Source organism: Streptomyces sp. NPDC001070 (assembly GCF_053598835.1).
The window spans coordinates 103600-120966 of the sequence record NZ_JBSFLB010000029.1; the positions used below are offsets into that span (position 1 = coordinate 103600).

General features: G+C 73.1%; 19 protein-coding genes and 1 pseudogene. 14 read left to right on the forward strand and 6 right to left on the reverse strand.

Features of this window, described 5'->3' with window-relative positions; genetic code table 11:
- Positions 1-37: 37 nt before the first annotated feature.
- The 3 genes from ACWDAS_RS31020 to ACWDAS_RS31030 all read right to left on the reverse strand — a co-directional run bounded on the left by ACWDAS_RS31020 (position 38) and on the right by ACWDAS_RS31030 (position 1714).
- On the reverse strand, positions 38-532 hold the full coding sequence (locus ACWDAS_RS31020; protein WP_450397629.1) for a hypothetical protein: 495 nt from the start codon (positions 530-532) through the stop codon (positions 38-40).
- Positions 529-1077 carry a GNAT family N-acetyltransferase gene (locus ACWDAS_RS31025; protein ID WP_450397631.1) on the reverse strand — a complete coding sequence of 183 codons (549 nt, stop codon included), beginning with the start codon at positions 1075-1077 and terminating at the stop codon, positions 529-531. The genes ACWDAS_RS31020 and ACWDAS_RS31025 overlap by 4 nt, the downstream gene beginning before the upstream one ends.
- Positions 1078-1138: 61 nt before the next feature.
- Positions 1139-1714, reverse strand: a complete 576-nt coding sequence (locus ACWDAS_RS31030) for a TerD family protein (protein ID WP_450397632.1) — start codon at positions 1712-1714, stop codon at positions 1139-1141.
- Positions 1715-1885: 171 nt separating this feature from the next.
- Between ACWDAS_RS31030 and arfB the strand changes: the two genes are divergently transcribed.
- Entirely contained in the window at positions 1886-2329 is a 444-nt protein-coding gene (gene arfB / locus ACWDAS_RS31035) for an alternative ribosome rescue aminoacyl-tRNA hydrolase ArfB (protein WP_450397669.1), read from the forward strand.
- Positions 2330-2405: 76 nt separating this feature from the next.
- Here arfB and ACWDAS_RS31040 read toward each other — a convergent pair whose 3' ends face one another.
- Positions 2406-2879, reverse strand: coding sequence for a flavin reductase family protein (locus tag ACWDAS_RS31040; protein WP_450397670.1), 474 nt, complete (start codon positions 2877-2879; stop codon positions 2406-2408).
- Between the two features lie 436 nt (positions 2880-3315).
- Between ACWDAS_RS31040 and cdgB the strand changes: the two genes are divergently transcribed.
- From cdgB to ACWDAS_RS31055, 3 genes are all read left to right on the forward strand, one after another.
- The gene (gene cdgB, locus ACWDAS_RS31045) at positions 3316-4962 is read left to right on the forward strand and encodes a diguanylate cyclase CdgB (protein WP_450397633.1); all 1647 of its coding nucleotides are present in this window, start codon (positions 3316-3318) and stop codon (positions 4960-4962) included.
- A 132-nt stretch (positions 4963-5094) separates the two neighbouring features.
- Positions 5095-6288, forward strand: coding sequence for a sensor histidine kinase (locus tag ACWDAS_RS31050; protein ID WP_450397634.1), 1194 nt, complete (start codon positions 5095-5097; stop codon positions 6286-6288).
- Between the two features lie 58 nt (positions 6289-6346).
- Positions 6347-7036: a response regulator gene (locus tag ACWDAS_RS31055; protein WP_450397635.1), complete on the forward strand. Its 690-nt coding sequence runs from the start codon at positions 6347-6349 to the stop codon at positions 7034-7036.
- Positions 7037-7066: 30 nt separating this feature from the next.
- Here ACWDAS_RS31055 and ACWDAS_RS31060 read toward each other — a convergent pair whose 3' ends face one another.
- Entirely contained in the window at positions 7067-8206 is a 1140-nt protein-coding gene (locus ACWDAS_RS31060) for a threonine aldolase family protein (protein WP_450397636.1), read from the reverse strand.
- A 102-nt stretch (positions 8207-8308) separates the two neighbouring features.
- Here ACWDAS_RS31060 and ACWDAS_RS31065 point away from each other — a divergent pair, with 102 nt between their 5' ends.
- The 10 genes from ACWDAS_RS31065 (at position 8309) to ACWDAS_RS31110 (ending at position 17101) form a co-directional block, all read left to right on the forward strand.
- Positions 8309-9244 (forward strand): Rossmann-like and DUF2520 domain-containing protein, encoded by a 936-nt coding sequence (locus tag ACWDAS_RS31065; protein ID WP_450397638.1) that lies wholly within the window; start codon positions 8309-8311, stop codon positions 9242-9244.
- The gene (panC, locus tag ACWDAS_RS31070) at positions 9241-10095 is read left to right on the forward strand and encodes a pantoate--beta-alanine ligase (RefSeq protein ID WP_450397639.1); all 855 of its coding nucleotides are present in this window, start codon (positions 9241-9243) and stop codon (positions 10093-10095) included. Before ACWDAS_RS31065 ends, panC begins: the two co-directional genes overlap by 4 nt.
- The gene (locus ACWDAS_RS31075; RefSeq protein WP_450397641.1) at positions 10092-11846 is read left to right on the forward strand and encodes an L-aspartate oxidase; all 1755 of its coding nucleotides are present in this window, start codon (positions 10092-10094) and stop codon (positions 11844-11846) included. Before panC ends, ACWDAS_RS31075 begins: the two co-directional genes overlap by 4 nt.
- Complete coding sequence (nadC, locus tag ACWDAS_RS31080; protein ID WP_450397643.1) at positions 11843-12859, forward strand: carboxylating nicotinate-nucleotide diphosphorylase; 1017 nt, start codon at positions 11843-11845, stop codon at positions 12857-12859. Before ACWDAS_RS31075 ends, nadC begins: the two co-directional genes overlap by 4 nt.
- Positions 12859-13656, forward strand: a complete 798-nt coding sequence (locus ACWDAS_RS31085) for a type III pantothenate kinase (RefSeq protein WP_450397644.1) — start codon at positions 12859-12861, stop codon at positions 13654-13656. Before nadC ends, ACWDAS_RS31085 begins: the two co-directional genes overlap by 1 nt.
- Positions 13657-13750: 94 nt before the next feature.
- A complete protein-coding gene (locus tag ACWDAS_RS31090) occupies positions 13751-14425 on the forward strand; it encodes a hypothetical protein (protein ID WP_450397646.1) in 675 nt (224 codons plus the stop codon).
- 992 nt (positions 14426-15417) lie between these two features.
- Positions 15418-15603, forward strand: a complete 186-nt coding sequence (locus tag ACWDAS_RS31095) for a hypothetical protein (protein ID WP_450397648.1) — start codon at positions 15418-15420, stop codon at positions 15601-15603.
- 56 nt (positions 15604-15659) lie between these two features.
- Positions 15660-16064 (forward strand): BlaI/MecI/CopY family transcriptional regulator, encoded by a 405-nt coding sequence (locus ACWDAS_RS31100; protein WP_450397650.1) that lies wholly within the window; start codon positions 15660-15662, stop codon positions 16062-16064.
- Between the two features lie 9 nt (positions 16065-16073).
- Positions 16074-16592 carry an amino-acid N-acetyltransferase gene (locus tag ACWDAS_RS31105; RefSeq protein WP_450397652.1) on the forward strand — a complete coding sequence of 173 codons (519 nt, stop codon included), beginning with the start codon at positions 16074-16076 and terminating at the stop codon, positions 16590-16592.
- Between the two features lie 164 nt (positions 16593-16756).
- On the forward strand, positions 16757-17101 hold the full coding sequence (locus ACWDAS_RS31110; RefSeq protein ID WP_450397654.1) for a histone-like nucleoid-structuring protein Lsr2: 345 nt from the start codon (positions 16757-16759) through the stop codon (positions 17099-17101).
- On the opposite strand, the pseudogene ACWDAS_RS31115 reads toward ACWDAS_RS31110, so the two are convergent.
- A pseudogene (locus ACWDAS_RS31115) lies at positions 17032-17367 on the reverse strand (hypothetical protein); the annotation flags it as partial. The gene ACWDAS_RS31110 and the pseudogene ACWDAS_RS31115 overlap by 70 nt on opposite strands.

The following is a 17367-nucleotide window of genomic DNA, read 5'->3' on the forward strand; positions in this document are numbered from 1 at the left end:
CCGAACGGGTCCCGCACCCGGGGCTGCGCCATTCGGGCTATACGCGCGGGAAGCGCGCCCGCAGGTCCCAGATCGCGGGGTTGGCGTCCAGGCCGTCGTGCATGTCGGTGAGGTCGGCGATCAGGTCGTGCAGGAAGTCGCGGGTCTCGCGGCGCAGCTCGGAGTGGGCGAAGGAGAGCGGCCGCTCGTCCGGTGCCCAGTCGGCGGTGACGTCGACGAAGCCGAAGCGGCGCTGGAACCGCAGCCGGTCGGTGGACTCGGTGAAGTCCAGCTCGGCGTACTGGGGGCGGGAGGCTCGGCTGCCGAGCGGGTCCCGGTCCAGCTGCTCGACGATGTCGCACAGCGCCCACGCGAAGTCGAGGACCGGCACCCATCCCCAGGCTGTGGACAGTTCGCGGTCGGCCGTCACGTCCGCCAGGTAGACGTCCCCGCAGAACAGGTCGTGGCGCAGCGCCCGCACGTCCGCGGTGCGGTAGTCGGTCTGCGGGGGGTCGGGGAAGCGGCGGGAGAGCGAGTAGCCGAGGTCGATCACCCGCCGATGGTACGCGGCGCCCCCGGAGGCAGGTCCTTGTGCAGGACGGAGCAGGGGCGGCCCATCTGCCGGTCCTCACGGTGGTCGATCACTTGGTAGCCGAGCGCCCGCCAGAACGCCAGCGCGCGCGGGTTGGCGTCGAGCACCGCGAGGCGCACGCCGTCCCTGCCCGCCGCGCGCAGTCGCTGCTCGACCAGGCCGGCGAGTTCGCGTCCGAGGCCCGCGCGGTGTCGGCCGCCGTGCACCATCAGCAGGCCGATCCAGGGGTACGGGTCGAGCGGGTCCGGGTGCTCGGCGAGGGTGACGGCGATCCCGGCGAGGGTGCCGTCGGTGCTGTCGCGGGCGAGCAGCACCTCCACCGCCGGGTGGACCAGTTCGGCGTTGACGCTGCTCGCGACCTGCTCGGCGGTGACGTCCTCGGGGTCGGGGAAGTCCCCGCCGGCGCGGTGGAAGGCGGTGTTGGAGGCGTACAGCTCCGTCAGTTCGGCGAGGACGCCGGGCGGGAGGGAGCCGTCCACCGGGACGAGGGGTTCGAGCAGCAGCATGCCCCGCACGCTAGTCGCGTGCGGGGCACGGGGCGCCTCATCAAGTGAGGCCCCGGCTGGGTCAGAGGCCGACGCCGAAGTCGGTGGCGATGCCGGCGAGGCCGGAGGCGTAGCCCTGGCCGACCGCGCGGAACTTCCACTCGGCCCCGTTGCGGTACAGCTCGCCGAAGACCATGGCGGTCTCGGTGGCCGCGTCCTCGCTGAGGTCGTAGCGGGCGATCTCGGCGCCGCCGGCCTGGTTGACGATGCGGATGTAGGCGTTGCGGACCTGGCCGAAGTTCTGGCTGCGGGACTCGGCGTCGTAGATGGAGACGGGGAAGACGATGCGCTCGATGTCGGCGGGCAGCCCCGCCAGGTTGACGTTGATCGCCTCGTCGTCGCCCGCGCCCTCGCCGGTGCGGTTGTCACCGGTGTGGACGATGCTCTGGTCCGGCGTCTGCTTGTTGTTGAAGAAGACGAAGAAGGCGTCGGCGTAGACCTTGCCGCTGGGGTTGAGCGCGATGGCGCTCGCGTCGAGGTCGAAGTCGGTGCCGGTGGTGGTGCGAACGTCCCAGCCCAGGCCCACCGTGACGGCCGTCAGGCCCGGCGCTTCCTTGGTGAGCGAGACGTTGCCGCCCTTCGACAGGCTTACAGCCATGGGAGTCCCCTCCGTGATGTCGGTCATTTCGTGCCGACGTCGACGCTACCTTCACGGGGGACAACGCCGTGAGAGGCCGGTGCGGTTCCTTTGCGGCGGAAAACGGTGTTCGGGACCGTCCGGGAGCAGGTGCCGGAAAACCCTGTGACGCCGGCGGCCGCCGGCGGGATCATGGGAGGCATGTCCGGGCCGTCCTCCCTCTTCGTCCGCGGCTCGGTCTCCATACCGGAGGCCGAGCTCATGTGGCGTTTCTCCCGGTCGTCCGGACCGGGCGGCCAGCACGTGAACACCTCCGACAGCCAGGTCGAGCTCCGATTCGATCTCGCCAATTCCGAGTCGCTGCCGCCGGTGTGGAAGCAGCGCGCCCTGGAGCGGCTCGCCTCCCGCCTGGTGGGCGGCGTCCTGGTGGTACGGGCCTCGGAGCACCGTTCGCAGTGGCGCAACCGCGAGACGGCGATGACACGTCTGGGGGCGCTGCTCGCCGAGGCGACGGCGCCGCCGCCCAAGGTGCGCCGGCCCACGAAGATCCCGCGCGGCATCAACGAGCGGCGGCTGCGGGAGAAGAAGCGCCGCGGCGACACCAAGCGCGGCCGCGACCCGCGGGGCTGGTCCTGACGCTCCCCGGTGCCGGGCGCGTCCGCGCGCGTTCCGCGCGCTCCGGCCGCTCTGCCCGGCGCTCCGGCTCCGCGTGTCAGCTCAAGTGCCGGTAGCGGCCCCGGAAGTACACCAGGGGCGCGCCGTCCGCGCTGGGCGTGCGGGCGGTCAGCACACGGGCGATCACGAGGGTGTGGTCGCCGGCCGCGACGCGCTGCTCGGTCTCGCACTCGAGCACGGCCAGGCCGCCGCCGAGGATGGGGGCGCCCGAGACCTCGCCGCGGTAGTAGGGGACGTCCTCGAAGAGCAGCCGGTCGCTGATGCGGCCGCGCATGGCGAAGCGCCCGGCGATGTGCCGCTGGCTCTCGCTCAGCACGGACACGGCCCAGCGCCGCCGGCGCTCCAGCAACTCGTCCATGCGCGACCCCTCGCGCAGGCTCACCATCACCAGGGGCGGCTCCAGGGAGACCGAGACGAAGGCGGTCGCGGTCATGCCCACGTCCTCGCCCCGCGGGCCGTCCTCGGGGTCGTGGGCGGTCACGAGGACGACTCCCGCGGCGAGGCGGCTCATGGCGGCGCGGAAGGCTTCGCCGTCCACGACCGGGGGCGGTGGCTCGGAACCGTCGGGCACGGTCCCAGGATGCGGGATGAGGGACGGGGAGGTGATTGACTGTGACACGCCCCGACGCTAGCCGGACTGCCGCGCCACCCGCATCGGACTTCGGATCGAGCCGGGTCCTAGGACCTCCGGCCTCACCCCGGTTCTGGTCGTGCAACCCCCGCTCACCTGCTCGATTGTGTTCGATGGGTGAAGGCGAAGCACCGGTCTGCTCTACGCTGCGTGATCGGAACACGACAATCAGATGTGACTTGAGTCACAAGGGGCATGAATTGTTGACCCTGTGTACCGGTCGAACTGCTCGCTGTGATTCAGTTGCGGTGGGAATTGGACCACAACGGACCACAAGCAGTCTCAGGAGTTGTCGTCGAGGGCCCGGGGAGAGCGCATGGACACCGAGTCGGAGCCGTATGTCCGCCTCGCGACCCTGCGCCAGGTGCACCAGGTCGTGGCGGATCTCAACTGCGCCCGCAGCCTCGCCGACACCCTTCAGGCCGTCGCCGACGGCGTGGTCAAGGGCCTCGGCTTCGAGCTGGCCGTGGTCAACCTCGTCCGGCCGGACGGTGACCTGGTCGTCGCCGCAGTCGCCGGGAGCCCCGCCGCCGAGGCCCTGATGGCCGGGCGGGTCGGCTCGCGCGCCTCCTGGGAGCGCCGGCTCACCATGGGCGAGCGCTGGGGCACCCTGCGCTTCATCCCGCACCACGAGGGCTGGGTCCTGGACGGCGACGACGTCCCCAGCTGGCCCGGCGACGGCCCGCCTCCCCGCTTCCCCGACGAATGGCACCCCGAGGACCGGCTCCTGGCGCCCATGTACGCCAACCCGTCCGGCGGCGGCGAGCTGATCGGCGTCATATCCGTCGACCGCCCGGTGGGCGGCCGGCGGCCCGGCCCGTGGGGCCGCGAGGCGCTGCAGATGTACGCCTTCCAGTCCGCCATCGCCATCAGCAACGCGCGTCTACGTGCAAATATGCAACGCGCGCTGGTCCGCCTGGAACGCGAGCAGCAGGCGCTGCGGGCCAGCGAGGAGAGCTTCCGGCAGGCCTTCGAGTACGCCCCGAGCGGCATGGCCATCGCCGAGATGGGCGGCGACCAGCACGGCAAGCTGGTCCGCACCAACGACGCGCTGTGCCGGCTGCTCGGCCGCCCGGCCGCGGTGCTGCGCCGCCACTCCTTCTCCGACCTCGTCCATCCCGAGGACGTCGGCGTCCTGCTGCGCACCAGCGCCGAGGGCGGCCGCGCCGAGCTGCGGCTGCAGCGCCGCGACGGCTCCTACGTGTGGGTCAGCCTGCGCAACTCCGTCGTCGCCGACACCGCCGACGGTCCGCGTTTCCTGCTCACCCACGTCGAGGACATCGAGGAACGCAAGGGCCGCGAGCTCGCCCTCGCCCACCGCGCCAGCCATGACTCGCTCACCGGGCTGCCCAACAGCGCCGAGCTGCGCGCCCGGCTCTCCGGCAGGATCTGCGCCCGCCCCCTGGCCCCCGACGCCGACGGCCACACCGCCGCCCACGCGGGCGGCGACGAGTTCGCGTACACCTACGACTACGACCCCGTCGACCGCGGCGCCCCGCTGTCCGGCTTCGACCACCACACCCACACCGTCCCGCCGTCCGGCGACCGGGACGGCGGCAAGGGTCTGGCCGTGCTCTTCTGCGACCTGGACGGCTTCAAGTCGATCAACGACCGGTTCGGCCACCACACCGGCGACGCCGTGCTCATCGAGGTCGCCCGCCGCCTCACCAGCGCCGTACGGGACGGGGACACGGTGGCCCGGCTCGGCGGCGACGAGTTCGTCGTCCTCGCCGACGGCCTCGGCCAGGAGGACGCCGAGGACCTCGCGGTGCGGCTGCGCAACGCGATCATCCCGCCGATCCGTTTCGAGGGCCGCGCGGTCCGGGTCGGGGCCAGCTTCGGCATCGGCTGGGCCGGCTGCGGCATGACCGCGGACGAGGTGCTGCAATCCGCGGACCAGCGCATGTACATCGAGAAGCGCTCCCGCAACGGCACCCGCAGCCACCGCCGCGCCGCGGGCTGACCGCACGGGGGCGCACCTCCGGCGGCCCGGTGCCTCATCCTCGGCGGAGGGCGCGCGTCCACCCTGGGGAGTACCCCGGATCGCTCCTCCGGTTGACTCCCGCACGCATCCCGGATGCCTACGCTGGGTTACGTGCAGCGTCTCTACGATTTCCTCCGCAGGCACCCGACCTGGGTCGACGGCTTCTGGGCCCTCGTCCTGCTCGGGTTCTCCTCCCTGTGGATCGCCGCCGACGAGCTGCACGCGCACTCCCGGGTCGCCGCCGTGCCGCTGGCGCTCGCGCTGTCCGTCGTGGTCGCGCTGCGCCGCCGCATGCCGGAGAAGATGCTGCTGCTCGCCGTCCTCGTCGGGGCGCTCCAGCTGCTGCTGGACGTCCAGGCCAACCCGGGCGACTTCGCCATGCTGGTGATCATCTACACCGTCGCGGCCAACGGCGCCCGCTGGGCGTCCCGGCTCGCCTTCGCCGGCGGACTGGTCGCCTCCACCATCGCCACGTTGCGCTGGCCCAACGAGACCGAAGGCCACTGGGCCGACGCCGTCTCCGCCGTCTTCCTCGCCGTCCCCTTCCTGCTCGCCTGGGTGATCGGCGACAGCCTCCGCACCCGCCGCGCCTACTACGCCGAGCTGGAGGAACGCGCCGCCCGCCTGCAGCGCGAACGCGAGGCCCAGTCCAAGGCCGCGGTCGCCGCCGAACGCGCCCGGATCGCCCGCGAACTCCACGACGTCGTCGCCCACAACGTGTCCGTGATGGTCGTCCAGGCCGACGGCGCCGCCTATGTGCTGGACGCCTCGCCGGAGCAGGCCAAGCAGGCCCTGGAGACGATCTCCACCACCGGCCGCCAGGCGCTCACCGAGATGCGCCGCCTGCTCGGGGTGCTGCGGGCCGGCGACGACGGACGCGGCGAGTACGTGCCGCAGCCGGGCGTCGACCAGCTGACCGACCTCATAGAGCAGGTCCGGGGCGCCGGGCTGCCCGTCGCCTTCGAGGTGCAGGGGGAGTCACGGCCGCTCGCCAGCGGCGTCGAGCTCACCGCGTACCGCATCGTGCAGGAGGCGCTCACCAACACCCGCAAGCACGGCGGGCCCGAGGCGCACGCCAAGGTCCGGCTCACGTTCGGCGACAGCGATCTCAGCCTGCTCATCGAGGACGACGGACGCGGCGCCCAGCAGGAGCTCTACGAGGGCGGCGGCGAGGACGGCCAGGGCCAGGGCCTGATCGGCATGCGCGAACGCGTCGGCATGGTGAGCGGCACCCTCGACGCCGGGCCGCGACCCGGCGGCGGCTTCCGCATCAGCGCGGTCCTCCCGGTGAGGGCCGCGGGCTAGCGGGCACACGCCGGGACGGGAACACAGACGACAGGAAAAGGGAAAGAGGACCGGACCCATGGCGATCCGCGTGATGCTCGTCGACGACCAGGTGCTGCTGCGCACCGGCTTCCGCATGGTGCTGCAGGCCCAGCCCGACATGGAGGTCGTCGCCGAGGCCGGGGACGGCGCGGAGGCCGTCGAGACCCTGCGCACCACCCCGGTGGACGTGGTCCTCATGGACGTCCGGATGCCCCGCCTGGACGGCGTCGAGGCCACCCGCCGGATCTGCGGCGCCCCCGACCGCACCCCCGACGACGGCGGCCCGCGCGTGCTCATCCTCACCACCTTCGACCTCGACGAGTACGCCTTCTCCGCACTCAAGGCGGGTGCGAGCGGCTTCATGCTCAAGGACGTCCCGCCGGACGAGCTCCTCACGGCGATCCGCGCCGTCCACAGCGGCGACGCGGTCGTCGCCCCGAGCACGACGCGGCGCCTGCTGGACCGCTTCACGCCGCTGCTGCCGAGCGCGAGCCGGCCGACGCACAAGGAGCTGGAGCGGCTCACGGACCGCGAGCGGGAGGTGCTGCTCCTGGTCGCCCAGGGGCTGTCGAACGGGGAGATCGCGGCGAAGCTGGTGCTGAGCGAGGCCACGGTGAAGACGCATGTGGGGCGCATTCTGACCAAGCTCGATCTGCGGGACCGGGTGCAGGCGGTGGTCCTCGCGTACGAGACGGGGCTCGTGCGCGCCGGCGGGGGCGCCGCGTAGCCGCGTAGCGGCTGCGCGGCGCCGCAGACGTCACCCGGTTCCGGTCAGCGTGCGCGCCTCGCGCACGAAGTGGAGGAAGTCCGCGACAGCGTCCCCCACCGCGGCCGCGTCCCACTCGAGCGCGGACGCCCCCACCGTGACCTCCGTCATGGCGACCCCCGGCACCTCGGAGGGGCCCCAGCGCCCGAAGACCGCGGTCTTCGTCTCCTCCGCCTGCCGCACCGCGGCCTCGTTGAGGACGTCGGGGGACTCCGCGAGCCACACCTGGAACTGGTGCGTGTGCGGCACCTCGGGGTGTACCCGGACCCACCCCGGCGCGGCGAGCGCGTCGCGCAGGGCCGCCGCGACGACCTTGGCGTGGGCCACGTACTCCGGCAGGCGCGGCAGCTCCTGGTCCAGCCCGTCGAGCGCCGCCAGCACGGCGGGCCACTGCTGGAAGACGAGCCCGCCGTAGCGGTGCCGCCAGGCGCGGGCCTCGGCGATGAGGTCGGCGGGGCCCGCGAGGGCGGCGCCGGCGACGCCGCCGAGGGACTTGTAGAAGGAGACGTACACGCTGTCGGCGAGCCCCGCGATCTCGTCCAGGGGGTGCCCGAAGTGCGGCGGGCACTCCCACAGCCGGGCTCCGTCGAAGTGGACGACGGCGTCGCGCTCGCGCGCCGCGGCCACGGTCGCGGTGAGTTCGTCCCAGGTGGGGAGGACGAAACCGGCGTCCCGCAACGGCAGCTCCAGCATGAGCGTGCCGAAGGGCTCGTCCATGCCGCGCACCTCGTCGGCGTCCGGTATCCGCCGCGCCGTGGTGGGATGCACGGTCCGCAGACCGCTCAGCGCGGACAGCGCGCCGCGCTCGTGCACCTCGGGGTGGGCCAGCGGGTGCAGCGCGACGACCGGGTTGCCGGTGCGGCCCGCCCAGCAGCGCAGGGCGACCTGCTGGGCCATGGTCCCGGTGGGGAAGTACACGGCCTGGTCCGTGCCGAGCAGTCCGGCCACCCGGTGCTCCAGCTCGGCGACGATCCCGTCCCCGTACATGTCCACCGGGCCGTCCAGGCCGTCCCGGTCGGCCAGCCTGGCCAGCCGTTCTCGCATCGTGGCCGGTTTCCCGTGCGACAGCACCCGGTCGCAGGAGCGTACGGCGGCGATACGCCGCGCCTTCTCGTCATCGGCAGAGGTCATGCACCGATCCTGCCGCCCCGGGGGGCGCCGGGAAACATTCGCGTAGCATTGACGAGAACGTCCGGTACCCCCGTGAGGACTGGAACGGAAGGCCAGCGCAGCGTGAACGCATCGCACACCCCGGGGCCCCTGCCCCCCGACGTGGAGGCCCGCCCCGCGCGGCTCACGGTCGGCGTCGTCGGCGCGGGGCGGGTCGGTCCCGCGCTCGCGGCCGCGCTGAAACTCGCCGGGCACCATCCGGTGGCGGCGTCCGGGGTCTCCGACGCCTCGCGGCGCCGTGCCGCCGTCCTGCTGCCCGACGTGCCGCTCGTGGAGCCCGCCGAGGTCCTGGCCCGCTCCGAGCTCGTCCTGCTGACCGTGCCGGACGACGCGCTGCCCGGGCTCGTGGCCGGCCTCGCCGAGACCGGCGCCGTACGGCCGGGCCAGCTGCTGGTGCACACCTCGGGCCGGTACGGCACCTCAGTCCTGGAGCCGGCGCTGCGCGCGGGCGGGCTGCCGCTGGCCCTGCACCCGGCGATGACCTTCACGGGCACCTCCGTCGACGTCCAGCGGCTGGCCGGCTGCTCCTTCGGCGTCACGGCCCCCGCGGAGCTGCGGATGGCCGCCGAGGCCCTGGTCATCGAGATGGGCGGCGAGCCCGAGTGGATCGAGGAGTCGGCCCGCCCGCTCTACCACGCGGGCCTGGCGATCGGCGCGAACCACCTGGTCACGCTGGTCGCCCAGTCGATGGAGCTGCTGCGCGCCTCCGGCGTCACCGAGCCCGGCCGCATGCTGGGCCCGCTGCTCGGCGCGGCCCTCGACAACGCCCTGCGCTCCGGTGACGCGGCCCTCACCGGCCCGGTCGCCCGCGGCGACGCGGGCACGGTCGCCGCGCACCTCGCCGAGCTGCGTGTGCACGCGCCGGAGATGGTGGCCCCGTACGTCGCGATGGCCCGCGCCACGGCGGACCGCGCGCTGGCGGGCGGAATGCTGAAGCCGGAGTTCGCGGAGGCGCTGCTGGGCGTCCTCGCGGACGGTGCCGAGGGGGGAAAGCGATGACCGGGCTGGTGCACACCGCGCGCGAGCTGCGGGCGGCCGTCGAGCGCCGTCCCGGCGAGGTCGGGGTCGTGATGACCATGGGCGCGCTGCACGAGGGGCACGCCACGCTCGTGCGGACCGCCCGCGAGCGGGTGGGGGACGGCACCGTCGTCGTCACCGTCTTCGTCAACCCGCTGCAGTTCGGGCCGAACGAGGACTTCGACCGCTACCCGCGCACACTCGACGCCGATGTCGAGATCGCCGGGCGGGCGGGCGCGGACATCGTCTTCGCGCCCTCCGTCGACGAGGTCTACCCCGGCGGGCAGCCGCTGGTGCGGATCGCCGCCGGGCCGATGGGCGCGGGGTACGAGGGCGCCTCCCGCCCCGGCCACTTCGACGGCATGCTGACCGTCGTCGCCAAGCTGCTCCACCTGACCCGGCCGGACGTGGCCTTCTACGGCCAGAAGGACGCCCAGCAACTGGCCCTCATCCGCCGCATGGTGACCGACCTGAACTTCCCGGCCGAGATCGTGGGCGTCCCCACGGTCCGCGAGCCGGACGGCCTGGCCCTGTCCAGCCGCAACCGCTATCTGTCGGACGGCGATCGGGACACCGCCCTGGCCCTCTCCCGCGCCCTGTTCGCCGGGCGCGACGCCCTGGACGACGGGCCCGACGCCGTACGCGCGGCGGCGCGGACGGTCCTGGAGAAGGCCGACGGGCTCGCGGTGGACTACCTCGCCCTCATCGACCCGTGTGACTTCACCGAGGCCGCCCCCGGCCACACCGGACCGGCGGTGCTCGCCGTCGCCGCCAAGGTCGGCTCGACCCGGCTGATCGACAACATCCCCCTGGAGTTCGGAGCCCGCCGATGAGCGGCACAGGTACAGGCATACGGCTGCACGCCCCCGCACCCGGCTGGGCGCACGAGGCGGACGTGGTGGTGGTCGGGTCCGGCGTGGCCGGGCTGACGGTCGCGCTGCGCTGCGCGGCGCAGGGCGCCAAGGTCACCGTCGTCACCAAGGCCCGGCTCGACGACGGCTCCACGCGCTGGGCGCAGGGCGGCATCGCCGCCGCGCTCGGCGAGGGCGACACCCCGGAGCAGCACCTGGACGACACCCTCGTCGCGGGCGCCGGGCTCTGCGACGAGGAGGCCGTGCGGATCCTGGTGACCGAGGGCCCCGACGCCGTCCGCCGGCTGATCGCGACGGGTGCGCACTTCGACACCAGCGAGGCCACCGGCGAGATCCTGCTGACCCGGGAGGGCGGTCACCACCGCCGCCGGATCGCCCACGCGGGCGGCGACGCGACGGGCGCGGAGATCTCCCGGGCGCTGATCGAGGCCGTGCGCCACGCTGGGGTCCCCCATGCCGAAGGCCAGGGGCGGATCGAACTCATCGAGAACGCCCTCGTGCTGGATCTGCTGACCGACGCCGAGGGCCGCGCCGCGGGCGTCACCCTGCACGTCATGGGCGAGGGGCAGCGCGACGGCGTCGGTGCCGTGCGGGCCCGGGCGGTGGTGCTGGCGACCGGCGGAATGGGCCAGGTCTTCTCGGCCACCACCAATCCCGCGGTGTCGACGGGCGACGGGGTGGCGCTGGCGCTGCGCGCCGGGGCGGAGGTCTCGGACCTGGAGTTCGTGCAGTTCCACCCGACGGTGCTCTTCCTCGGCCCGGACGCCGAGGGCCAGCAGCCGCTGGTCTCCGAGGCCGTGCGCGGGGAGGGCGCTTACCTCGTCGACGCCGACGGGGTGCGCTTCATGCAGGGGCAGCACGAGCTGGCCGAGCTGGCGCCGCGCGACATCGTCGCCAAGGGGATCACGCGCCGTATGCAGGAGACCGGCGCCGAGCACATGTACCTCGACGGCCGGCACTTCGGCGCGGAGATGTGGGAGCACCGCTTCCCGACGATCCTGGCCGCCTGCCGGGCCAACGGCATCGACCCGGTCACCCGGCCCATCCCGGTGGCCCCCGCCGCGCACTACGCCTCCGGCGGGGTGCGCACCGATCTGCTCGGCCGCACCACGGTGCCGGGCCTGTACGCGTGCGGCGAGGTCGCCTGCACGGGTGTGCACGGCGCCAACCGGCTGGCGTCCAACTCGCTTCTGGAGGGGCTGGTCTTCGCCGAGCGCATCGCCGCCGACATCGCCGAACACCCGGCGGCCCCCGGCGCGCCGGTGGTCCCCGACCCGAGCCGCTTCCCGCTGCTGCCCTCCGAGGCGCGCTACGGGATCCAGCGGATCATGACGCGCGGAGCGGGGGTGCTGCGCAGCGCCGACAGCCTGGAGGAGGCGGCCGCGGCGCTGAGCCGGATGTACGCCGACGCCGAGGAATTGCTGGAGCGCGACGGGAAGACGGCCGAGCCCTGCGTGGAGACCTGGGAGGCGACCAACCTCTGCCTGGTGTCCCGGGTCCTCGTGGAGGCCGCCCGCCGCCGCGAGGAGACCCGCGGCTGCCACTGGCGCGAGGACCGCCCCGAGCGCGACGACGAGAACTGGCGCAGGCACGTCGTCGTACGGCTCCCTTCGGGTGAGGCGGTACCCGCCGCACCCACTAGTCTCACCATCCGCACCACTCCCACAGCGGACCTTCCCCCGACCCGTCCTCGAACGGAGCACCAGCGATGAGCACGCCCGACCTCCCCCTCCTGCAGATCGGCGGCGCCAGCGGCGGCGGCGGTGGCTGCGGTGACGGCTGCGGCTGCGGTTCCGGCGACGAGTACGCCCACGACCCGGCCGAGTGCGGCCTGGACCCGGACCTGGCGCAGCTGCTGGCCGACGCCGGGCTGGACCCGGTGCTGGTCGAGGACGTCGCGCACATGGCCATCGAGGAGGACCTGGACGGCGGGGTGGACGTCACCACGGTGGCCACCATCCCCGAGGACGCCCTCGCCACCGGTGACTTCACCGCGCGCGAGGCCGGCGTGGCCGCCGGCCTGCGGGTCGCCGAGGCGGTCCTGTCCATCGTGTGCACCGACGAGTTCGAGGTCGAGCGGCACGTCGAGGACGGCGACCGGGTCGAGGCGGGTCAGGTGCTGCTCTCGGTACGCACTCGTACGAGGGATCTCCTGACCGCCGAGCGCAGCGCGCTCAACCTGATGTGCCGGCTGTCCGGGATCGCCACCGCCACCCGCCGCTGGGCCGACGCGCTGGAGGGCACCAAGGCGAAGGTGCGCGACACCCGCAAGACCACCCCGGGCCTTCGCGCGCTGGAGAAGTACGCGGTCCGCTGCGGCGGCGGCGTCAACCACCGCATGTCGCTGTCGGACGCGGCCCTGGTCAAGGACAACCACGTGGTCGCCGCGGGCGGCGTCGCGGCCGCCTTCAAGGCCGTCCGGGACGAGTTCCCCGACCTGGCGATCGAGGTCGAGGTCGACACCCTGCACCAGGTGCGCGAGGTCCTGGACGCGGGCGCGGACCTGATCCTGCTGGACAACTTCACCCCTTCCGAGACGGAGGAGGCGGTCGCCATCGTCGCGGGCCGCGCCCTGCTGGAGTCCTCCGGCCGGCTCACCCTGGACAACGCCCGTGCCTACGCCGCGACCGGCGTCGACTACCTGGCCGTGGGCGCGCTGACGCACTCCTCGCCGATCCTGGACATCGGCCTGGACCTGCGGTCCGAGGGGTCGGAGCGGGACTGATGCTTCTCACCATCGACGTCGGCAACACCCACACCGTTCTGGGGCTGTTCGACGGGGACGAGATCGTCGAGCACTGGCGGGTCTCCACCGACCCGCGCCGCACGGCGGACGAGATGGCGGTCCTCATGCAGGGCCTGATGGGCATGCACCCGCTGCTCGGCGAGGAACTGGGCGACAACATCCACGGGATCGCCATCTGCTCCACCGTCCCCTCCGTGCTGCACGAGCTGCGCGAGGTGACCCGCCGTTACTACGGCGACGTGCCGGCCGTCCTCGTCGAGCCCGGGGTCAAGACCGGTGTCCCGGTGCTCACCGACAACCCGAAGGAAGTCGGCTCCGACCGGATCATCAACTCCCTCGCCGCCGTCCACCTCTACAGCGGGCCCTGCATCGTGGTGGACTTCGGCACGGCCACCACCTTCGACGCGGTCACGGCGCGCGGCGAGTACGCGGGCGGCGCCATCGCGCCGGGTATCGAGATCTCCGTCGACGCCCTGGGGGCCCGCGGCGCCCAGCTGCGCAAGGTCGAACTGACCCGCCCGCGCAGCGTCATCGGCAAGAACACCATCGAGGCCATGCAGTCCGGCATCCTGTACGGCTTCGCGGGCCAGGTGGACGGCGTGGCGGAACGGATGGCGCGGGAGCTCGCCGACGACCCGGACGACGTCACGGTCATCGCCACCGGCGGCCTGGCGCCGCTGGTGCTGGGCGAGTCGGCGGTCATCGACGTCCACGAACCCTGGCTGACGCTGATAGGTCTCCGGCTGGTCTACGAGCGGAACGTGTCGACGACCTGACGGACCGCCGGACGCGCGGGGGAGGGCGCCCCGCGGCGCGCCCGGGCATATCTGGTTACGCGTATTTTGTCCGCTTAGTACGTAAAGTCGGACCATGCCCACGCCACACGGGTCCCGAGGCGGAATGGCGTTCAGCGCGGATGAACTGCGCGTGCTCCGGCGCGCCCTCTCAGCGGCCCTCCAGTCCAGCACCATGCTCCCCACCCCCGACGAGGTCAGGGAGTATCTGCGCCTCGTCGAGGACGTCGACGAGGCGGCCCGCGAGGGCGGGCGGCTGCGGAGCTTCCAGCTCGCGGAGCTCGCCCGCTACCGGGCGGCGCTGCCCGGCAGCGCCGCCGGCTATCTGGAGCGGCTGTCGGGGGCGCTCGACACGGGGTACGTCCCCCTGCCGGACGACCTCGCCGCGTTGCGCCGACTGCACGACGAGCCGTGCACGGACGCCGAGGCGCACCGCAGGCGCGCCGTGCTGCGCCGCTGCGAGCACCTGGCGGAACTGGACGTGCGCGCCCGCCTGGAGGCCCGCATCCCCGCCCCCGCGCAGCCGTGCGGCACGCCCGCCACGGGCCGGGCCCGGCTGCGGGCACTGCCCGGCGGACGGTCCGCGGCCGACGATCCCAAGCCGGGCCCGAAGCCCGAGCCCAAGACGCCCCCCACCGAGCCCGTCGCCCCCGAACCGGGTGAGGAGAAGCGCAAGGTGCCCACGCCGGCCGAGATCTTCCCGCCGCGCCGCCGCACCCCGCCGCCGCCCGAGGAGCGCGCCACGGGCTGACGGAAAGTCACCGCACATTCATCGGAAGGCGTCACGAGTCCACCTCGTGGCGTCTTCCTCGTGTTCACGGGTGCGCCACCCGGCTGTCGACTTCCTCGGGGGGAAGCCGGCATGGGACGCACCCGGTTCGCCGTGTGCACCGCGGCCGCCGTCATGACCACGGCGGCGGGTCCCGCCGCCACCGTGGGCGCCGCCTCGGCCGCGCCCGCCAGGGCCGAGCTCCATCTGACCGCCCCGGGCGACGCGGTGGCGGCGTCGAGCACCGTGTACAAGACCTTCGAGTCACCGCCCTGGTCCGGCGCTCCGACCACGGGCAGGTGCCGGAGCCCGCCCACGAGGTCGTCGTCACCGTGGATCTCGCCGCCCCGTCCGGCGTCGTGGACGTGGCCGTGGTGGGCCTGCGCGACGAGGGCGACGAGCCCGCGCGGGCACGCGGCGCCGACGGGACCGGCCGGGCGACGTGGGTCGCGGCGGAGATCCCGCGCGGGGTGCGGGTGACCGCACACGACCACGCCTGCAGGCTGACGACGAGCGCGGACTGGGAGGACCACCCGGGCGGTGTCACCTTCGGCGACGATCCGCAGGGCGTCGCGCCCGTGCCGACCGGAACGATTACCACCGCCACACCCGGCATGCGATCGAGCCCGGCGCCGCTCGGACGTCCTCCTTCACCCTCGTCGCGGACAGGGCGCTGGACGAGGCCGGCGGCCTGGTCTTCGCGGCCTCGGACCACGGCGTCGACCGGGAGAACCAGAACAGCAACGCGGGCGTCCTCGCCATCACGGCGAAGACGCCGTCCGGCTCCGGCGGCGGCACCTCCGGCGGCTCCACCGCGGTTACGGCCGGCGGGACCGGGGGCTCGTCCGCCGCCACCGGCGCCGGCCCGGTACGGCCCCTGGCGGCCGCCTCTGCGGCCCGCGGGCTCCTGGGTGCCGTACTGCTCCTGGTGGTCCGCCGCAGAGCGCGTACGGGGGCGTGGCTACCCTGGTGCCATGGACTACGTCTCCGCGCTCGTGCCCCCCGCAGTGATGGCGGTCGCCTTCACCTTCCTCATCAGGACCCTGATCAGGAGCCAGGGCGGCGCCAACAAGGCCAAGGAGGACGCGGTGGTCGACGCCGCGCTGTCCGGGGCGCAGCCCCTGACCAAGCAGCCGGGCGGCGTCGAGCCCCGGGCATAAGTACCGGAATTTCCGGCATTCCGGGCATTGTGCCCGCGAGCAACTAGTATTCGGGTGTGCCCCGTCCATTGGGAGACCTCGAAGACGCCGTGATGACCCGGGTCTGGCGCTGGAACCGCCCGGCGACGGTGCGCGAGGTGCTGGAGGATCTCCGGCGGGAGCGGTCGATCGCGTACACGACGGTCATGACCGTAATGGACAACCTTCATCAGAAGGGCTGGCTCCGCAGGGAAGCCGAAGGACGCGCCTATCGCTATGAGGCGGTTTCCACTCGGGCCGCTTACTCCGCGGCACTCATGCACGAGGCGTGGGCCGCGAGCGACAACCCCGCGGCGGCCCTTGTCGCCTTCTTCGGCATGATGTCGGCGGAACAGCGAGAAGCACTCCGCGACGCAATGCGGGTGGTGCAATCCGCCGATCCGGGTGACCCCGGGGAGACGGGCGGATCGGACGGGCGATAGCGTCCGCACATGCCCGCCGCATCAAATGACGTCACCATCCGCCGGGCCCGGACGGCCGACGTGCCGGCTGTCCGGCGACTGCTCGACGCCTATGTCCGCGACCGTATCCTGCTGGACAAGCCGACGGTGACGCTTTACGAGGACATCCAGGAGTTCTGGGTGGCCGAACACGACCACGACGCGGAGGTCGTGGGCTGCGGCGCACTGCACGTGATGTGGGAGGACCTCGCCGAGGTGCGCACCCTCGCGGTCGATCCCGCGCACCACGGCAAGGGCGTCGGGCATCTCGTGCTGGAGAAGCTGCTGCAGACCGCACGGTGGCTGGGCGTGCGGCGAATTTTCTGTCTCACCTTCGAAGTGGACTTCTTCGCGAAGCACGGGTTCGTGGAGATCGGCGAGACGCCGGTCGACGGCGATGTCTTCGGTGAGCTGCTGAGGTCAAAGGACGAGGGCGTGGCCGAGTTCCTCGACCTCGAACGAGTGAAACCGAACACCTTGGGCAACAGCCGGATGCTGTTGCAACTGTGAGGCCCCCCAGGGCTCCGTCCGGCACAACAGTATGTCCGATACGTTCCGCGCGGAAGACCGCGGAGGGCGGGCCGGCCCGGAGCAGTTCGGGCAAGGGGTTTGAATTTTCCGGGAAAAGGCGGTTTGCTTTTACCGGTTATCCGTATTCGATGAAAGGAAAGCCGGTGGCACAGAAGGTTCAGGTCCTTCTTGTTGACGACCTCGACGGCGGCGAGGCGGATGAGACCGTGACGTTCGCACTCGACGGAGTGACGTACGAGATCGACCTCACCACCGACAACGCCGACAAGCTGCGCGGTCTGCTCGGCCCGTACGTGGACGGCGGTCGCCGTACCGGTGGCCGGGCCGGCCGTGGCCGCGCCGCGAAGAGCGCCGCCTCCCGCGGCGGCGCGGCGAGCCAGGACACCGCCAAGATCCGCGCGTGGGCGAAGGAAGAGGGCTACGAGGTCAACGACCGCGGCCGCGTCCCCGCGCAGATCCGCGAGGCGTACGAGAAGGCGCACGGCTGATCGTTCCGGCCGGCGCGCAGCCGGACCCGGTGGCAGGCGGTCGCGAGCGCGGACACCAGGGCCGTGAGGCCCACGGTGCCCCCGGCGCGCCCGTCCGCCGCGGGGTCGGGGTGCGTGCCGAACGTCATCGCGGGCAGGGACAGCGGCGCGCCGGCGTGGCTCCGGCCGCCCGGCGAACGGCAGATGTTGCCGGTGCAGACGAAGCACACCCGCAGCGGGGTGCGGGAGGACGGAGCGCTCATGGACGCGAGGGAGCGGGATCCGGT